Here is a 16,162-nt window from a genome sequence, read left to right on the forward strand (position 1 = left end):
CCGCACCCCCTGTCCGCCGCACCGGCGCGCAACTGCGTCGGCTGACTACAGTCCGTACTTCTCCCGGGCCTCCTTGACCGCCGTGGCCTTCACCTCGCCGCGCCTGGCGAGCTGGGCCAGGGCCGCGACGACGATCGACCGGGCGTCGACGCCGAAGTGGCGGCGGGCGGCCTCACGGGTGTCCGACAGACCGAAGCCGTCGGCGCCCAGCGAGGACCAGTCCTGCTCGACCCACTGCGCGATCTGGTCCGGGACCTGGCGCATGTAGTCGGAGACGGCCAGCACCGGGCCCTCGGCGCCCTGCAGCGCCTGGCGGACGTACGGCACCCGCTCCTCGCCGCGCAGGAGGGCGGCGTCCGCCTCCATCGCGTCGCGGCGCAGCTCCGACCAGGAGGTCGCGGACCACACGTCGGCGGCCACACCCCACTCCTCGGCGAGCAGCTTCTGGGCCTCCAGGGTCCAGTGGATCGCCGTACCGGAGCCCAGCAGCTGGATGCGCGGGGCGTTGGCGGCCGGGGACAGACCCGCCGACTCCGCGGTGTTGAAGCGGTACAGGCCCTTGACGATGCCCTCGTCGATGCCGAGGCCGGCCGGCTTCGCCGGCTGCGGCAGCGGCTCGTTGTAGACCGTCAGGTAGTAGAAGACGTTCTGGTCCTCGCCCGGCTTGGCCTCGCCGTACATCCGGCGCAGACCCTCACGGACGATCACCGCGATCTCGTAGGCGAACGCGGGGTCGTACGTCAGCGCGGCCGGGTTGGTCGCGGCGATGACCGGGGAGTGGCCGTCGGCGTGCTGCAGGCCCTCGCCCGTCAGGGTCGTACGGCCCGCGGTCGCGCCGACGAGGAAGCCGCGGCCGAGCTGGTCGCCGAGCTGCCACATCTGGTCGGCGGTGCGCTGCCAGCCGAACATCGAGTAGAAGATGTAGAACGGGATCATCGCCTCGCCGTGCGTCGCGTACGCGGTGGACGCGGCGATGAAGTCGGCCATCGAACCGGCCTCGGTGATCCCCTCGTTGAGGATCTGGCCGTTCTTGGCCTCCTTGTAGTACATCAGCTGGTCGCGGTCGACCGGCTCGTACGTCTGGCCCTTGGGGGAGTAGATGCCCAGGGACGGGAACAGGCTCTCCATGCCGAAGGTGCGCGCCTCGTCCGGGACGATCGGCACCCAGCGCTTCCCCGTCTCCTTGTCGCGGACCAGATCCTTGACCAGGCGGACGAAGGCCATGGTGGTGGCCACGTTCTGCGAGCCGGAGCCCTTGTCGAAGGAGGCGAAGGCCTTCTCCGCCGGGGCCGGCAGCGGGGCCAGCGCGTGCGTACGGCGGGCCGGGGCGGGGCCGCCGAGGGCCGCGCGGCGCTCCTGGAGGTAGCGGACCTCGGGGGAGTCGGCGCCCGGGTGGCCGTAGGGCACCACGCCGTCGGCGAAGTCGCCGTCCTTGATCGGCAGGTCGAGCAGGTCGCGCATCGTCTTGAACTCGTCCACCGTCAGCTTCTTCATCTGGTGGTTGGCGTTCTTCGACGCGAAGCCCTCGCCGAGGGTGTGGCCCTTGACCGTCTGGGCCAGGATCACGGTCGGCGCGCCCTTGTGCTCGACGGCGGCCTTGTACGCGGCGTAGACCTTGCGGGCCTCGTGACCACCCCGCGAGAGGTGGAAGCACTCCAGGATCTTGTCGTCGCTCAGCAGCTTCGCCATCTCGGCGAGCGCCGGGTCCTTGCCGAAGAAGTCGGCGCGGATGTAGGCGGCGTCGCGGGTCTGGTACGTCTGGATCTGCGCGTCCGGTACCTCGCGCAGCCGGCGTACGAGCGCGCCCGTGGTGTCGAGCGCGAACAGCTCGTCCCACGCCGTGCCCCACAGCGTCTTGATGACGTTCCAGCCGGCGCCGCGGAACTGGGCCTCCAGCTCCTGCACGATCTTGAAGTTGGCGCGGACCGGGCCGTCGAGGCGCTGCAGGTTGCAGTTGATGACGAAGGTGAGGTTGTCCAGCTCCTCACGGGCGGCGAGCGCGAGGGCCGCCGTCGACTCCGGCTCGTCCATCTCGCCGTCGCCGAGGAACGCCCACACGTGCGAGGACGAGACGTCCTTGATGCCGCGGTTGGTGAGGTAGCGGTTGAAGCGCGCCTGGTAGATCGCGGAGAGCGGGCCGAGGCCCATCGACACCGTCGGGAACTCCCACAGCCAGGGCAGTCGGCGCGGGTGCGGGTACGACGGCAGGCCGTTGCCGCCGGCCTCCTGGCGGAAGTTGTCCAGGTGCGCCTCGTTCAGGCGGCCGTCCAGGAAGGCGCGGGCGTAGATGCCGGGGGAGGCGTGGCCCTGGATGTACAGCTGGTCGCCGGAGCCGTCGCCCTCCTTGCCCTTGAAGAAGTGGTTGAAGCCGGTTTCGTACAGCCAGGCGGCGGAGGCGAAGGTGGCGATGTGGCCGCCCACGCCGTGCTTGCTGCCCCGGGTCACCATGGCGGCCGCGTTCCAGCGGTTCCACGCGGTGATCCGGGCCTCCATCTCCGGGTCGCCGGGCAGGGCCGGCTCGGCGGAGGTGGGGATGGTGTTGACGTAGTCCGTCTCGAGGAGCTTCGGCAGCGCGATGCCGCCCGCCTCGGCGCGCTCCAGCGTGCGGCGCATCAGGTACGCGGCGCGGTGCGGCCCGGCCTCCCTGGCGACGGCGTCGAGGGAGGCCTGCCACTCGGCGGTCTCCTCCGGGTCGCGGTCGGGGAGCTGGTCGAGCGCGCTCGGCTGGATGGCGTTGGGGTCGGTCATGTCGCCGCCTTCCTCAGTCGAAGGGGGTTCCCTCATCGGTAAGGGTTCGGGGGTGCCCTAGGTCTTTGGCAGGACAGGGCTGGGACTTCGGTGGAAGTCCGTCGGCGACTGTAACTCCCTGATCGATGATCGATCAAAGGGTTCAGGGCGAAAAAGTCTCGTTTCCGAGAAAGTAGGCACGCGGTGCCTTCGGTGATGGCACCGGGTGACGCTGTTTCGCCTTGTTTTCGCAGGTGGGGCGGCGTTTGAGCGCGGCTCCGCTCGACTGAATCAAGCGCGCGGCGCGCAGCCCAGCACGTGCGCCTTCACGATCTCCGCGATGCGGGGGTCCCGCCGCTTGAAGGCGGCCACCAGTTCCTCGTGCTCCTCCGCGTACGACTGCTGGACCGTGCCCAGCCAGCGGATGGACAGCGCCGTGAAGACCTCGATGCCCAGGCCCTCCCAGGTGTGCAGCAGCACCGAGTTGTGCGCGGCGCGCACGAGGGCGCGGTGGAAGCCGACGGTATGGCGGACCTGGGCGGTGCCGTCGGCCTTGCGGTCGGCCTCGTACAGGGCCAGGACGTGCGGCTCCAGGGCCGAGCAGTCCTCGGCGAGGCGGTCGGCCGCCAGCTCCGCCGCGATGGCCTCCAGGCCGGCCCGGACCGGGTAGCTCTCCTCCAGGTCGGCCGCCGTCAGGTTCCGTACCCGTACGCCCTTGTTCGGCGCGGACTCGATCAGCCGCAGGGACTCCAGCTCGCGCAGGGCCTCGCGGACCGGGGTCTGGCTGACCTCCAGCTCGGTGGCGATCCGGCGCTCCACGATCCGCTCGCCCGGCTGCCAGCGCCCGCTGACGATTCCCTCCACGATGTGCTCGCGGATCTGTTCGCGCAGCGAGTGGACGACGGGCGCGGTCATTGAGGGCTCCTTCGGGAGGGCTGACGTTTAGACAATACGGCGGGTTCGTTCCGTGGGTAGGGCGCGCGGGGGTGCTTTAGCGCAGGTGAGACGAGGCTTACACGCTTTGTGTGCCGACAAACACGAACACCCCGCCCGGAAGGCTCCGGACGGGGTGTCGTACGGGCGCGGGGGCCCGGGGAGTCACAGGCCGAGCTCGACCTCGAACTCGCCCGCCTCCAGGATCGCCTTGACCGCCGTCAGGTAACGGGCCGCGTCGGCGCCGTCGACCAGGCGGTGGTCGTAGGAGAGGGTCAGGTAGGTCATGTCGCGGACGCCGATGACCGTGCCCTCCTCGGTCTCGATGACGGCCGGACGCTTGACCGTGGCACCGATGCCGAGGATCGCGACCTGGCCCGGCGGCACGATGATCGTGTCGAACAGCGCGCCGCGCGAACCGGTGTTGGAGATGGTGAAGGTCGCACCGGACAGCTCGTCCGGGGTGATCTTGTTGGCGCGGACCTTGCCCGCCAGCTCCGCCGTGGCCTTGGCGATGCCCGCGATGTTGAGGTCGCCGGCGTGCTTGATGACCGGGGTCATCAGGCCCTTCTCGGAGTCCACCGCGATCCCGATGTTCTCGGAGTCGAAGTAGGTGATCGTGCCCTCGGCCTCGTTGATCCTGGCGTTGATGACCGGGTGGGCCTTCAGCGCCTGGGCCGCCGCCTTCACGAAGAACGGCATCGGGGAGAGCTTGACGCCCTCGCGCGCGGCGAAGGAGTCCTTGGCCTGGGCGCGCAGGCGCATCAGGCGGGTGACGTCGACCTCGACGACCGACGACAGCTGGGCCTGCTCGTGCAGCGCCTTGACCATGTTGTCGCCGATGACCTTGCGGATGCGGGGCATCTTGACGGTCTGGCCGCGCAGCGGGGAGACCTCCAGCGCCGGGGCCTTCTTGGCGGCGGCGGCAGCCGGAGCGGCAGCGGCCGGAGCCGGGGCAGCGGCGGCGGCCTTCGCGGCCTCGGCGGCGGCGATGACGTCCTGCTTGCGGATACGGCCGCCGACGCCCGTGCCCTTGACGGTGGCCAGGTCGACGCCGTTCTCGGCGGCGAGCTTGCGCACCAGCGGGGTCACGTAGGCGCCCTCGTCGGTCGCCTGGGTGGCGGTCGGGTGGGTCGGCGCGGTGGCCGGGGTGACCGGGGCCGGAGCCGGGGCGGGCGCCGGAGCCGGAGCCGCGGGCTGGGCCGGGGCGGCGGGGGCCGGAGCCGGGGCGGCGGGCGCGGCCGGGGCAGCCGGAGCCGGAGCGGCCGGGGCAGCGGCGGCGGGGGCCGGGGCGGCCGGAGCCGGAGCGGCGGCCGGGGCGGCCCCCGGGGCGCCGATGACGGCGAGCTTGGCGCCGACCTCGGCGGTCTCGTCCTCGTTCACCACGATCTCCAGCAGCACGCCGGAGGCGGGCGCCGGGATCTCGGTGTCGACCTTGTCCGTGGAGACCTCGAGCAGCGGCTCGTCGGCCTCGACGGAGTCGCCGACCGACTTCAGCCAGCGGGTGACGGTGCCCTCGGTGACGGACTCACCGAGCGCGGGCAGGACCACGTCCGTGCCGGTGGCGCCACCGGCCGGGGCGGCGGGAGCCGCCGGAGCCTCGGGAGCCGGGGCGGGGGCCGGGGCCTCGGCCACCGGAGCGGCCGGAGCCTCGGCAGCGGCGGGGGCCGGGGCGGCCGCGGGGGCGCCGGTGCCGTCGTCGATCACGGCCAGCTCGGCGCCGACCTCGACCGTCTCGTCCTCGGCGACCTTGATGGAGGACAGAACACCGGAGACAGGCGAGGGGATCTCGGTGTCGACCTTGTCGGTCGACACCTCCAGCAGCGGCTCGTCGGCCTCGACGCGCTCGCCCTCGGCCTTCAGCCAGCGGGTGACAGTGCCCTCGGTGACGCTCTCACCGAGCGCCGGAAGGGTTACGGAAACCGCCATGGTTTCGGTTGCTCCTTACGAATTGCGGAAGTCTGTGTCGTCGCGCCCGTTGACCGAAGGCTCAGTCGTGGGAGTGCAGCGGCTTGCCGGCCAGGGCAAGGTGCGCCTCGCCGAGCGCCTCGTTCTGCGTCGGGTGGGCGTGGATGAGCTGGGCGACCTCGGCCGGCAGCGCCTCCCAGTTGTAGATCAGCTGGGCCTCGCCGACCTGCTCACCCATGCGGTCGCCGACCATGTGGACGCCGACCACGGCACCGTCCTTGACCTGGACGAGCTTGATCTCGCCCGCGGTCTTCAGGATCTTGCTCTTGCCGTTGCCCGCCAGGTTGTACTTCAGAGCGACGACCTTGTCCGCGCCGTAGATCTCCTTGGCCTTGGCCTCGGAGATACCGACGGAGGCGACCTCCGGGTGGCAGTACGTCACCCGCGGGACACCGTCGTAGTCGATCGGAACGACCTTCAGACCGGCCAGACGCTCCGCCACCAGGATGCCCTCGGCAAAGCCCACGTGCGCGAGCTGGAGCGTCGGGACCAGGTCGCCGACGGCGGAGACGGTCGGGACGTTGGTCCGCATGTACTCGTCGACGAGGACGTAACCGCGGTCCATGGCGACCCCGGCCTCCTCGTAACCCAGGCCCTGCGAGACCGGGCCGCGGCCGACGGCGACGAGGAGGACCTCGGCCTCGAACTCCTTGCCGTCCGCCAGGGTGACCTTCACGCCGTCCTGGGTGTACTCGGCCTTCTGGAAGAAGGTGCCGAGGTTGAACTTGATGCCGCGCTTGCGGAACGCGCGCTCAAGAAGCTTCGAAGAGTTCTCGTCCTCGACCGGGACGAGGTGCTTCAGGCCCTCGATGATCGTGACGTCCGAACCGAAGGACTTCCACGCCGAGGCGAACTCGACGCCGATGACACCGCCGCCCAGGATGATCGCGGACTTCGGCACGCGGTCCAGGACGAGGGCGTGGTCGGAGGAGATGATCCGGTTGCCGTCGATCTCCAGGCCCGGCAGCGACTTCGGCACGGAGCCGGTCGCCAGCAGGACGTGGCGGCCCTGGATGCGCTGGCCGTTCACGTCGACGGAGGTGGGGGAGGACAGACGCCCCGCACCCTCGATGTACGTCACCTTCCGGGACGCGATGAGACCCTGCAGCCCCTTGTACAGGCCCGAGATCACGTCGTCCTTGTACTTGTGGACGGCCGGGACGTCGATGCCCTCGAAGGTGGCCTTGACGCCGAACTGCTCGCTCTCGCGGGCCTGGTCGGCGATCTCGCCCGCGTGCAGCAGGGCCTTGGTGGGGATGCAACCCCGGTGCAGGCAGGTGCCGCCGACCTTGTCCTTCTCGATCAGGGCGACGTCCAGGCCCAGCTGCGCCCCGCGCAGGGCCGCGGCGTAACCACCGCTACCACCGCCGAGGATCACTAGGTCGAAAACGGTGCTGGCGTCGTTCGCCACGTCACGTCCTCCATGCATGTGCGCCTTGCGCCGATCTCCTGTGACCGGCGGGCGGCTGGTGTCCGGCCGCTTGATGCTTCGGCCCTTCGGTGGGGGCCCTGTCCTGCCGGGCTCCATCTTTGCACTTGTTCGAGACGAACGATGCGCCGGGCTGGAGTGTGAGACGTCCCACGTTCACTTGAAACGGACGGGGGAGCAGCACCGGGAAAGGGGCGCGGGGAGCTGCGCGAGCACCCCCACGCCCCCTGCAGCCGCCGCACGAACACGGCGGCCCGAGTCAGTGGGCGAACGTCAGCCCAGGTCACCCGCGGCAGTCAGCTCCGCGAGGCGGACCAGCGTCCGAACCGCGGAACCGGTGCCACCCTTCGGCGTGTAACCGAACGGCCCGCCCTCGTTGAACGCCGGGCCGGCAATGTCCAGGTGCGCCCAGGTGATCCCCTCGCCCACGAACTCGCGCAGGAACAGACCGGCGACCAGGCCGCCGCCCATCCGCTCGCCCATGTTCGCGATGTCGGCGACCTGGGACTCCATGCCCTTGCGCAGATGCTCCGGCAGCGGCATCGGCCAGGCCGGCTCGCCGACCTCCTCCGCCGCCTCGTGCACCGCGGAGCGGAACGCGTCGTCGTTGGCCATGACACCGAACGTCCGGCTGCCCAGCGCCAGCATCATCGCGCCGGTGAGGGTCGCGACATCCACGATCGCGTCCGGGTTCTCCTGCGAGGCCGCCCACAGCGCGTCCGCGAGCACCAGCCGGCCCTCGGCGTCGGTGTTGAGGACCTCCACGGTCTTGCCGCTGTACATGCGCAGCACGTCACCCGGGCGCGTCGCGGAGCCGGACGGCATGTTCTCCGCCAGCGCCAGCCAGCCGGTGACGTTGACCTCCAGGCCGAGGCGTGCGGCGGCGACGACGGCGGCGAACACGGCGGCGGCACCGCTCATGTCGCACTTCATCGTCTCGTTGTGGCCCGCCGGCTTCAGCGAGATGCCGCCCGAGTCGTAGGTGATGCCCTTGCCGACGAAGGCGAGGTGCTTGTCCGCCTTCGGGTGGGTGTACGACAGCTTCACCAGGCGCGGCGTGGCCGCCGAGCCGCCGCCGACGCCGAGGATGCCGCCATAGCCGCCCTTGGCCAGGGCCTTGTCGTCGAGCACCTGCACCTTGATGCCGTGCTCCTTCGCCGCGGTCTGCGCGATGCCGGCGAAGGCGGCGGGGGTCAGGTCGTTCGGCGGGGTGTTGATCAGGTCGCGGGCGCGGTTCAGCTCCTCGCAGACCGCGACGGCGCGGGCGACGGCCCCCTTGTGGGCGGCGTCGCGCGGCTTGCCGCCGAGCAGCGCGGCCTCGGCCAGCGGCGCCTTGCCGTTCTTTGCCTTGGCGTCCTTGCCGTTCTCCTTGTAGACGTCGAAGGAGTACGCGCCGAGCAGGATGCCCTCGGCGATCGCGCCGACGGCGCCGGGGCCGTCGACCGGCAGCGCGAACGCGGCCTTCTTGGAGCCGGCAAGCGCGCGGGCGGCCACGCCGGCGGCCCTGCGCAGCGCCTCGGCGTCATAGGCCTCGTCGCCCGCGTCCTCGCTCTTGGCGTCCGGCTCCGCGCCCAGACCGACCGCCACGACGATCGGTGCCTTGAAGCCGGCCGGAGCGGGCAGCTTCGTCAGCTCGCCCTCGGCACCCGAGGCGCCGAGGGTCTCCAGGACGCCGGCCAGCTTGCCGTCGTACGCCTTGTCCACGGCCTCGGCGCCCGGCGCCACGACGGGGCCCTTGGTGCCCTTGGCGACACCGATCACGATCGCGTCGGCCCGCAGGCCGGGCGCCGCAGAGGTGCTGAGAGTCAGAGCAGTCACGGTGGTGAAATCTCGCTTCCGATGTATTGCGATCCTCGATCGCCCTGTAGGGCAATCGCCGGTGCAGGGTGGGTGGGCCCGAGAGCCGACCCTAGGTCCATGCCTGGGTGCGGGTGGCAACCGGGGCCTTCACCCTGTCGGCGAACACCCGGGACGAGACTACGCGCGTGCGCGCGTTCGCTCATTCCTGCGGGCGTTCACCTGTGCGTGGCGTCATGGTCACTTCCGCCCTCGACGGCCGCGGGCGGCATTCTCATGCTGGGGGCTCGCTGAAACGCGGCGACGACCGAGGTGCCGGCCAGCCGGTCGGCGAGGGAGCGGCGGCCGGGGAAGACCACCGTCAGCGCGTTGACCAGGAACAGCACCACCGCGATGGCCCACACCAGCAGCGAAAGACCGAACTTCCCCTCGATCAGCAGGACACAGGCCAGCGCGTACACCGCGACGTCGGCGGCGGTGGTGACGGCGGCGCGGCGCAGGGCGTGCCGGGACAGCCGCGGGGTGACGCGCAGGCCGAGCAGGCCCTTGCCGAGGGTGCGGCCGAGCAGCGCGATGCAGGCCCACTGGTAGAGGAAGGTGACGACGACAAGCGCGCCGAAGGCCTCCTCCACGTCCAGGACCACCTTGTCCCACAGGGACAGGCCGAGGTGCTCGGAGGCGTCGACGACGTCACCGCGCGAGGTCAGGAGGTCGAGGCCGCCCTTGGTGGCCAGCTCCGGCACGTCGGTCACCAGCGCGGTGATCCGGTGGAAGGTGAGTATCGCGAGCAGGGTGGCTGCCGACGCGACGAGTGCGAAATCTATGAACCAGGCCGTGAGGCGGCGCACCTTCAGCACGGAACTCCCCCGATGTGCAACTCTCTTGTCCGTGTACGGGCGGAGAGCTTAGCGGGCGCCTCAGTGGCCCAGGGACAAAACGATCAATGCCGTTGTCGCCGCCGTCTCCTCCAGTGCGCCGAAGACGTCCCCCGTCACCCCGCCGAACCGGCGCACGCAGCGGCGCAGCAGGAGTTCGGCCGCGGCCAGGGACAGCAGGACCGCTGCCGCCGCGCGCACGGCGTCGTACGGGCCGAGGGCCGTCCCCCAGGCCGCCGAACCGATGGTGAAGGACGCGGTGACGGCCAGCGCGCCCGGCACCGGCACCACCCCGGCCACCGCCGCCCCCAGGCCTTCGGGCCGGGCGGCCGGGACCCCCGCGCGGGCGGCCAGAGTGAGGGCGAGCCGGGCCGTCACCGCCGAGACGACGGCCGCCAGGGCACCCCGGGCCCAGGAGTCGCCGTACAGCTGGGCCAGGACGGCGACCTGGGCCAGGAGCACCAGGACCAGGGTGATGACGCCGAACGGGCCGATGTCCGACTGCTTCATGATCCGCAGCGCGTCCTCGGCGGGCTTGCCGCTGCCCAGCCCGTCGGCGGTGTCGGCGAGGCCGTCGAGGTGCAGCCCTCGGGTGAGAGCCGCCGGTACGGCGACGGAGGCGACGGCGGCGAGCAGCGGGCCGGCGCCCAGGAGCAGGAGCAGAAGGCCGAGGCCGGCCGCGCAGGTGCCGACGGCCAGTCCGGCGACCGGGGCGTTGAGCATCCCGCCGCGTGCGGCCTCGCGGTCCCAGCGGTGCACCCGGACGGGCAGCACGGTGAGGGTGCCGAAGGCGAAGCGGAGACCGTCGAGCGGTGAGGACTTGGGCACCGGCGAAGGTTACCCGGCGGTCGCGGAGCCGCTTTCCACGCGTGGGGATAAGGTGCGCATATGGGGCACTGGTGGGTGCGGAACATCGTCGAACCGGGCAAGCTCCCGCTGCTGCTCGCCCTCGCCGCCTTCCTGCTCACGTTCGTCGTCACCCGGGTGATCACCCGGCTGATCCGGGCCGGCAAGGGCCCGTTCAAGAACGTCAGGGCGGGTGGGCTGCACATCCACCACGTCGTCCCCGGGGTCGTCCTCACCGTCGTCGGCGGGTTCGGCGCGGTCGCCAGCGACCGGCACGGCGCCGGCGGTGCGATCGCCGCCGTGCTGTTCGGGATGGGTGCCGGGCTGGTCCTGGACGAGTTCGCGCTGATCCTGCATCTGGACGACGTCTACTGGACGGAGGAGGGCCGCAAGAGCGTCGAGGTCGTGGTGCTCACCGCCGCGCTCGTCGGGCTGCTGCTCGCCGGGTTCTCCCCGTTCGGCGTCAACGACCTGTCGCAGCAGGAGCTGCAGGACCGCGGCGGTGCCCTCAGCACCATCGCCATGAACTTCCTCTTCGCGCTCGTCGCGCTGAGCAAGGGCAAGGCGCGCATCGCGGTCTTCGGGGTGATCGTGCCGTTGGTCGCGCTGCTCGGCGCCGTCCGGCTGGCACGCCCCGGCTCCCCGTGGGCCCGCCGCTTCTACGGCCGCCGCCCCCGCGCCCGCGCCAAGGCCGCGCTGCGCGCCTACCGGCACGACCGCCGCTGGGCCCGGCCGCGCCGCGCCGTTCAGGACTGGATCGGCGGCAGGCCCGACCCGCGCCCGGCCCGGCTGCCCGACCGCCGCTGAGCGGGCCACAGCAGACGGCCGTACGTGTGCCGGGTCCGGAGCCGCAGCCGGTGGCCGTACCGGTGCCGCACCGCCACCGCGAGGCAGACCAGCCCGACGGCCATCAGCGCGGCCAGATGTTCCTTGCCCGCCAGGTTCTCCTTGAGCAGCACCTCGGCGACCATCGCCAGCGTCACCGCGCTGGAGGTGACGTATGCGCCGTAGCGCCAGCTCACGAACACGGCGAGGCCCACCACGGCCGCCGACGGACCGGTGTCCACCACCTGCGCGTCCGTCCACGGCAGTCCGAACGGGGCGTGCGCGCCGAGCGAGATGCCGAAGCGCGCGTACAGGGTCCCGGCGAGCGTGGCGGCGTACGCGATGACCAGCGTGCGCCACCAGCCGATGCAGATCTCGGCGATCCCGAACACCAGCAGGATCTGCGCCAGCGCGCCCCACACCGGCAGGTCCAGCGCCGGCACGAACAGCGACAGGGGAGTGCGCAGCAGGGCCTGCCACAGCGGGTCCTCGGCCCGTACGGCGCCCACGTCCTGCACGAACTGATAGCCCCACGGCCGGTTCTGCACATACTGCAGCAGGGCCGTCAGAAACACCGCGCCGAGCGTCATCGGCGCCGCCCGCAGACGCCGCTTCGGCAGGACCGTACGTACGGTGACGCACAGCAGCCCCCACTCCTCACGGGCCAAGCGGGCGAGCGCTCTCATCGAACGGTCCTCATCGGTGTGTGTCCAGGTGTCTGCGGTGCAGCCACTTCGGCAGTCCCGGTGCCTCCAGGAACCCCTCGGCACGCGCTGACGCGAGGCCGATGCGCAGCAGGTCCGCGCTCTTCTCGAAGAGCAGGAACCGCGGCTCCCAGATGGGCCGGTACTTGGCGTTGGCGCGGTACAGCGACTCGATCTGCCACCAGCGGGAGAAGAAGCTGAGCAGCGACCGCCACAGCCTCAGCACCGGACCGGCACCGAGGCGTGCGCCACGTTCGAAGACCGACCTGAACATCGCGAAGTTGAGTGACACTTGGGTGATCTCGATCTCGTCGGCCCGCCGCAGCAGCTCGATGACCATGAACTCCATCAGCCCGTTGTCGGAGTCCCGGTCCCGGCGCATCAGGTCCAGCGACAGCCCGTGCGGCCCCCACGGCACGAAGGACAGCAGCGCCCGCAGCTTCCCCTCGGCGTCCGTGCACTCCAGCATCACGCACCGCCCGTCCTCGGGATCCCCGAGCCGGCCGAGCGCCATGCTGAACCCGCGCTCGGTCGCCCCGTCCCGCCAGTCGTCCGCACGCTCGACGAGATACGCCATCTCGTCCGCCGGAATGTCCCCGTGCCGCCGGATCCGCACCTCGTACCCGGCCCGCTTCACCCGGTTGTACGCCTGCCGGACCGTGCGCATCGCCCGGCCCTCCAGGGTGAAGTCGGCGACCTCCACGATCGCCTCGTCGCCGAGTTCCAGGGCGTCGAGACCGTGCCGGGCGTAGATCGTCCCGGCCTCCTCACTCGCCCCCATCACCGCCGGGATCCACCCGTGCGCCCGCGCCTCGGCCAGCCACGGCACGATCGCGCCCGGCCAGGCCTCCGGATCCCCGAGCGGATCACCGGAGGCCAGGCTCACCCCGCCGACCACCCGGTAGGCGACGGCCGCCTTGCCCGTGGGCGACCACACCACGCTCTTCTCCCGGCGCAGCGCGAAGTAGCCCAGCGAGTCCCGCTCGCCGTGCCGGTCCAGCAGGGCCCGCAGCTGCTTCTCGTCGTCCTCGGTGAGCGGGTCCACGGCGCGCCGGGAGCGGAACGCGGCGTAGAACACGGCGAGGACGAGGGCCGTGCTGAGCACGTTGACGGCGACGTTGGCCCAGTTCGGCGGGGCGATCCCGGGGAAGCGGTTCTCGTCGGCGGCGACCGACACCAGGCGCAGGGTGCCGTAGTGCCAGCGCTCCAGGAAGGTCGAACGGGCCGCGTCCGGCGCCTGGTTGGTGACCGTCACCAGAAGCCCGGCCAGCAGGCTCGCGGCCAGCCCGCCGCCGACGGCGACCGTCGCCGCGAGCCGCGGGTTGGACCGGTCTCCCTTGGCGTAGAACTCCCGGCGGCCCACGAGCAGCGCGCCGACGAACACGGCCGTGAGCGACAGCGAGATCCAGTTCTGCGCGTACCGCCGGATCTCCGGGAACGCCATGGCGAACCCGAACAGCACGAGGAAGGCCCCGCTGATCACCAGGTTGAGGATCCAGGCGGCCCGCTTTCTGCGCCGCATGGTGATCGCCAGGAAGGCGGTGAACACACCCGAGGCGAAGCCGGCCGTCAGCAGGTACGGGGTGAAGAAGTCGTCCTGGTTGTGCCGGCGCACGTCCTGGCCGAGCGAGACCCAGACCGCGCTGAGGAAGTTGATGAAGGCGACGGTCCGCAGATACCAGACGGCGAAGGCGGCGGCCCGCCGGGAGGCCCCGGTGGACCGCCGTCCCTCCTCACCCGGACGTCCCGGTTCGGCCTGCTGCGGAACGGCATTTCGGGCATCTCCCATGGGGCAGGATCATATGGGTGCTGCTCAGGCGAACCGCGCCTTTCCATCGGGAGTTCACGCGAACCGGAACTACTCCTTCTCCTCCGGCTCCTTCTCGGCCTCGGGCTTCTCGGGAAGCTCCGCCGCCAACGCCGCCGCGGCCCGCACCAACGGCAGAGCCAACAGCGCACCCGCGCCCTCGCCGACCTTCACCCCCTGCTCCAGCAGCGGCTCCAGGGCCATCCGGTCCAGCGCCTTCGCCTGCCCCGGCTCCCCGCTGTCGTGCCCGGCCAGCCACCAGTCCGGCGCCCGGAACGCGACCCGCTGTGCCACCAGCGCACACGCCGCGGCCACCACCCCGTCGAGAATCACCGGCAGCTTCCGCACGGCGCACTGCAACAGGAACCCGGTCATCGCCGCGAGGTCCGCACCGCCCACGGTCGCCAGCAGCTGCAACTGGTCACCGAGCACCGGCCGCGCCCGCCGGAGCGCGTCCCGGATCGCCGCGCACTTGCGCATCCACGCCAGGTCGTCGATCGCGAGCCCGCCCCGCCCGGTCACCACCGACGCGTCGGTCCCGCACAACGCGGCGATCAGCACCGCAGCGGCCGTGGTGCCGCCCACGCTGATGTCGCCGAGCACCACCAGGTCCGTACCCGAGTCGGCCTCCTCGTCGGCGACGGCGACACCGGCGCGCAGCGCCGCCTCGGCCTCGTCCAGGGTGAGCGCGTCCTCGATGTCGATACGTCCGCTGCCGCGCCGCACCCGGTGCCGTACGACCTCCTCCGGGAAGGCGTCCGGCGCGCAGTCCAGGGCCATGTCCACGATCCGTACGGGCACCTCCTGCCGCCGCGCGAGCACGGACACCGGGCTCGCGCCCTCCAGCACGGCCCGCACCAACTGCTCCGCACTGCCGGCGGGACGCGCCGAGACGCCCAGCTCGGCGACGCCGTGGTCACCGGCGAAGAGGATCACGCGCGGCCGCTCCACGGTCCGTACCGGTACGGCGCTCTGCGCGGCGGCCAGCCACTCACCCAGCTCGTCGAGGCGGCCCAGCGCCCCGGGCGGCACGATCTGGCGCTCCCGCCGGGCCTCGGCGTCACGGCGCACGCCCCCGTCCGGGCGCTCGATCAGATCGGTGAAGTCGTCCAGATTAAGCCTGCTCATTCGCCGAACAGTACCGCCAGAGAACGAACGCTTCCGCGCCACATGGGCACCACACCCCCACAACGTCATTGCACTCAAGATCGGGACCCCATACGTTCCGGTTTGCAGCGGAATGTCGCTCAGGGAGCCGCCCATGCCGACCTCGCCCCCGACCACGCCCCCGGTTGCCGACCTGTTCCACGAGCCGCGCCGCGAGAACTGCCCCTGGTGCGGCCGCGGGAACCTGCGCATCCGGGCGCGGGCCGCCGCCCCGGGGCCGGCCGGTCCCGGCACGTTCGTCGTGGACCAGTGCCGCGACTGCGGGCACGCCTTCCAGAACCCGCGGCTCACGGCGGAGGGCCTCGCCTTCCACCACCTGGACTTCTTCGCGGGCCAACTGGAGGACTTCGCCGAGCGGACCCTGTCCAGCCGGGCGGTCCGCCGCCGGCACCGGGCCGCCGCCCGCACGATCCTGCCGCTGGCCGAGCCGGAGAGCTGGCTGGACGTGGGCACGGGCCACGGCCGCTTCCCGGAGACGGCGAAGGAGGTCTTCCCCTACACGTCCTTCGACGGACTGGACCCGACCCCCCGCGTCGAACAGGCCCTCCAGGAGGAGCGCGTCGAGGAGGCGCACATCGGCGACCTCACGGATCCCTGGGTGCTGGCCCGCCTGCGCTCCCGCTACGACGTCGTCAGCATGTTCCACCACCTGGAGCACGTGCCCAACCCGCGCGCCGAACTCCGCGCGGCCCTGGCCGTCCTGCGGCCCGGCGGCCACCTGCTCCTCGAACTCCCGGACCCGCGCAGCGCCTTCGCGGCACTCCTCGGCAGCTGGTGGCTCCCCTACGGCCAACCCCGCCATCTGCATCTGCTGCCGCCGGCCAACCTGTGCGCGGAACTGGCGAGCCGGGGCTGCGAGATCCTCATGACGGACCGCCGCGCTCCGCACATCCCGTACGACCTCTCAGCGGCGCTCACCATCGCCCTGACCCACGTCCCGGCGCCGCTCCGCAGCGCAGCGGCCCCTCTCATGGCCACCGCGTCCGCCCTGGACCACGGGTTGGCTCCGCTCCTGCGCCGCACTCGCTTCTCGAACGCCTACAGAATCGTGGCCCGCAAGGCGGAACAGCCCACGTAGCTGCGG

The 16,162-nt window shown here is 71.7% G+C and carries 12 protein-coding genes; 2 read left to right on the forward strand and 10 right to left on the reverse strand.

Going from position 1 to position 16,162, the window contains the following annotated elements; translation table 11 throughout:
* Positions 1–45 precede the first annotated feature (45 nt).
* From aceE to ACZ418_RS04430, 7 genes are all read right to left on the reverse strand, one after another.
* Complete coding sequence (aceE, locus tag ACZ418_RS04400) at positions 46–2,748, reverse strand: pyruvate dehydrogenase (acetyl-transferring), homodimeric type (protein ID WP_468356736.1); 2,703 nt, start codon at positions 2,746–2,748, stop codon at positions 46–48.
* A 270-nt stretch (positions 2,749–3,018) separates the two neighbouring features.
* A complete protein-coding gene (locus tag ACZ418_RS04405) occupies positions 3,019–3,642 on the reverse strand; it encodes a GntR family transcriptional regulator (protein ID WP_468356739.1) in 624 nt (207 codons plus the stop codon).
* A 183-nt stretch (positions 3,643–3,825) separates the two neighbouring features.
* Positions 3,826–5,589 (reverse strand): 2-oxoglutarate dehydrogenase, E2 component, dihydrolipoamide succinyltransferase, encoded by a 1,764-nt coding sequence (gene sucB, locus ACZ418_RS04410; RefSeq protein ID WP_468356742.1) that lies wholly within the window; start codon positions 5,587–5,589, stop codon positions 3,826–3,828.
* Between the two features lie 61 nt (positions 5,590–5,650).
* Positions 5,651–7,039, reverse strand: a complete 1,389-nt coding sequence (gene lpdA, locus ACZ418_RS04415) for a dihydrolipoyl dehydrogenase (protein ID WP_468356745.1) — start codon at positions 7,037–7,039, stop codon at positions 5,651–5,653.
* Positions 7,040–7,330: 291 nt separating this feature from the next.
* Positions 7,331–8,875: a leucyl aminopeptidase gene (locus tag ACZ418_RS04420; RefSeq protein WP_468356748.1), complete on the reverse strand. Its 1,545-nt coding sequence runs from the start codon at positions 8,873–8,875 to the stop codon at positions 7,331–7,333.
* 197 nt (positions 8,876–9,072) lie between these two features.
* Positions 9,073–9,711, reverse strand: coding sequence for an RDD family protein (locus ACZ418_RS04425; protein ID WP_468356751.1), 639 nt, complete (start codon positions 9,709–9,711; stop codon positions 9,073–9,075).
* Between the two features lie 60 nt (positions 9,712–9,771).
* Positions 9,772–10,557 (reverse strand): adenosylcobinamide-GDP ribazoletransferase, encoded by a 786-nt coding sequence (locus ACZ418_RS04430; protein ID WP_468356754.1) that lies wholly within the window; start codon positions 10,555–10,557, stop codon positions 9,772–9,774.
* 60 nt (positions 10,558–10,617) lie between these two features.
* Between ACZ418_RS04430 and ACZ418_RS04435 the strand changes: the two genes are divergently transcribed.
* Positions 10,618–11,382 carry a hypothetical protein gene (locus ACZ418_RS04435; protein ID WP_468356757.1) on the forward strand — a complete coding sequence of 255 codons (765 nt, stop codon included), beginning with the start codon at positions 10,618–10,620 and terminating at the stop codon, positions 11,380–11,382.
* Here ACZ418_RS04435 and ACZ418_RS04440 read toward each other — a convergent pair.
* The 3 genes from ACZ418_RS04440 to cobT form a co-directional block, all read right to left on the reverse strand.
* Positions 11,322–12,086: a hypothetical protein gene (locus ACZ418_RS04440; protein ID WP_468356760.1), complete on the reverse strand. Its 765-nt coding sequence runs from the start codon at positions 12,084–12,086 to the stop codon at positions 11,322–11,324. The two genes, ACZ418_RS04435 and ACZ418_RS04440, sit on opposite strands and share 61 nt — an antisense overlap.
* Before the next feature lie 10 nt (positions 12,087–12,096).
* Complete coding sequence (locus ACZ418_RS04445; RefSeq protein WP_468356763.1) at positions 12,097–13,893, reverse strand: phosphatidylglycerol lysyltransferase domain-containing protein; 1,797 nt, start codon at positions 13,891–13,893, stop codon at positions 12,097–12,099.
* A gap of 69 nt (positions 13,894–13,962) precedes the next feature.
* Positions 13,963–15,039, reverse strand: coding sequence for a nicotinate-nucleotide--dimethylbenzimidazole phosphoribosyltransferase (gene cobT, locus ACZ418_RS04450; protein WP_468356766.1), 1,077 nt, complete (start codon positions 15,037–15,039; stop codon positions 13,963–13,965).
* 133 nt (positions 15,040–15,172) lie between these two features.
* On the opposite strand from cobT, the gene ACZ418_RS04455 reads away from it, so the two are divergent.
* Entirely contained in the window at positions 15,173–16,156 is a 984-nt protein-coding gene (locus ACZ418_RS04455) for a class I SAM-dependent methyltransferase (RefSeq protein ID WP_468356769.1), read from the forward strand.
* Positions 16,157–16,162 lie beyond the last annotated feature (6 nt).

It is taken from the genome of Streptomyces sp. NPDC030820 (genome assembly GCF_055572075.1).

Excerpts from the sequence above, each read along its gene's own strand:
- aceE (WP_468356736.1), bottom strand. The coding sequence starts at position 2,748 with ATGACCGACCCCAACGCCATCCAGCCGAGCGCGCTCGACCAGCTCCCC.
- ACZ418_RS04405 (WP_468356739.1), bottom strand. The coding sequence starts at position 3,642 with ATGACCGCGCCCGTCGTCCACTCGCTGCGCGAACAGATCCGCGAGCAC.
- sucB (WP_468356742.1), bottom strand. The coding sequence starts at position 5,589 with ATGGCGGTTTCCGTAACCCTTCCGGCGCTCGGTGAGAGCGTCACCGAG.
- ACZ418_RS04435 (WP_468356757.1), top strand. The coding sequence starts at position 10,618 with ATGGGGCACTGGTGGGTGCGGAACATCGTCGAACCGGGCAAGCTCCCG.
- ACZ418_RS04440 (WP_468356760.1), bottom strand. The coding sequence starts at position 12,086 with ATGAGAGCGCTCGCCCGCTTGGCCCGTGAGGAGTGGGGGCTGCTGTGC.
- ACZ418_RS04445 (WP_468356763.1), bottom strand. The coding sequence starts at position 13,893 with ATGGGAGATGCCCGAAATGCCGTTCCGCAGCAGGCCGAACCGGGACGT.
- cobT (WP_468356766.1), bottom strand. The coding sequence starts at position 15,039 with ATGAGCAGGCTTAATCTGGACGACTTCACCGATCTGATCGAGCGCCCG.
- ACZ418_RS04455 (WP_468356769.1), top strand. The coding sequence starts at position 15,173 with ATGCCGACCTCGCCCCCGACCACGCCCCCGGTTGCCGACCTGTTCCAC.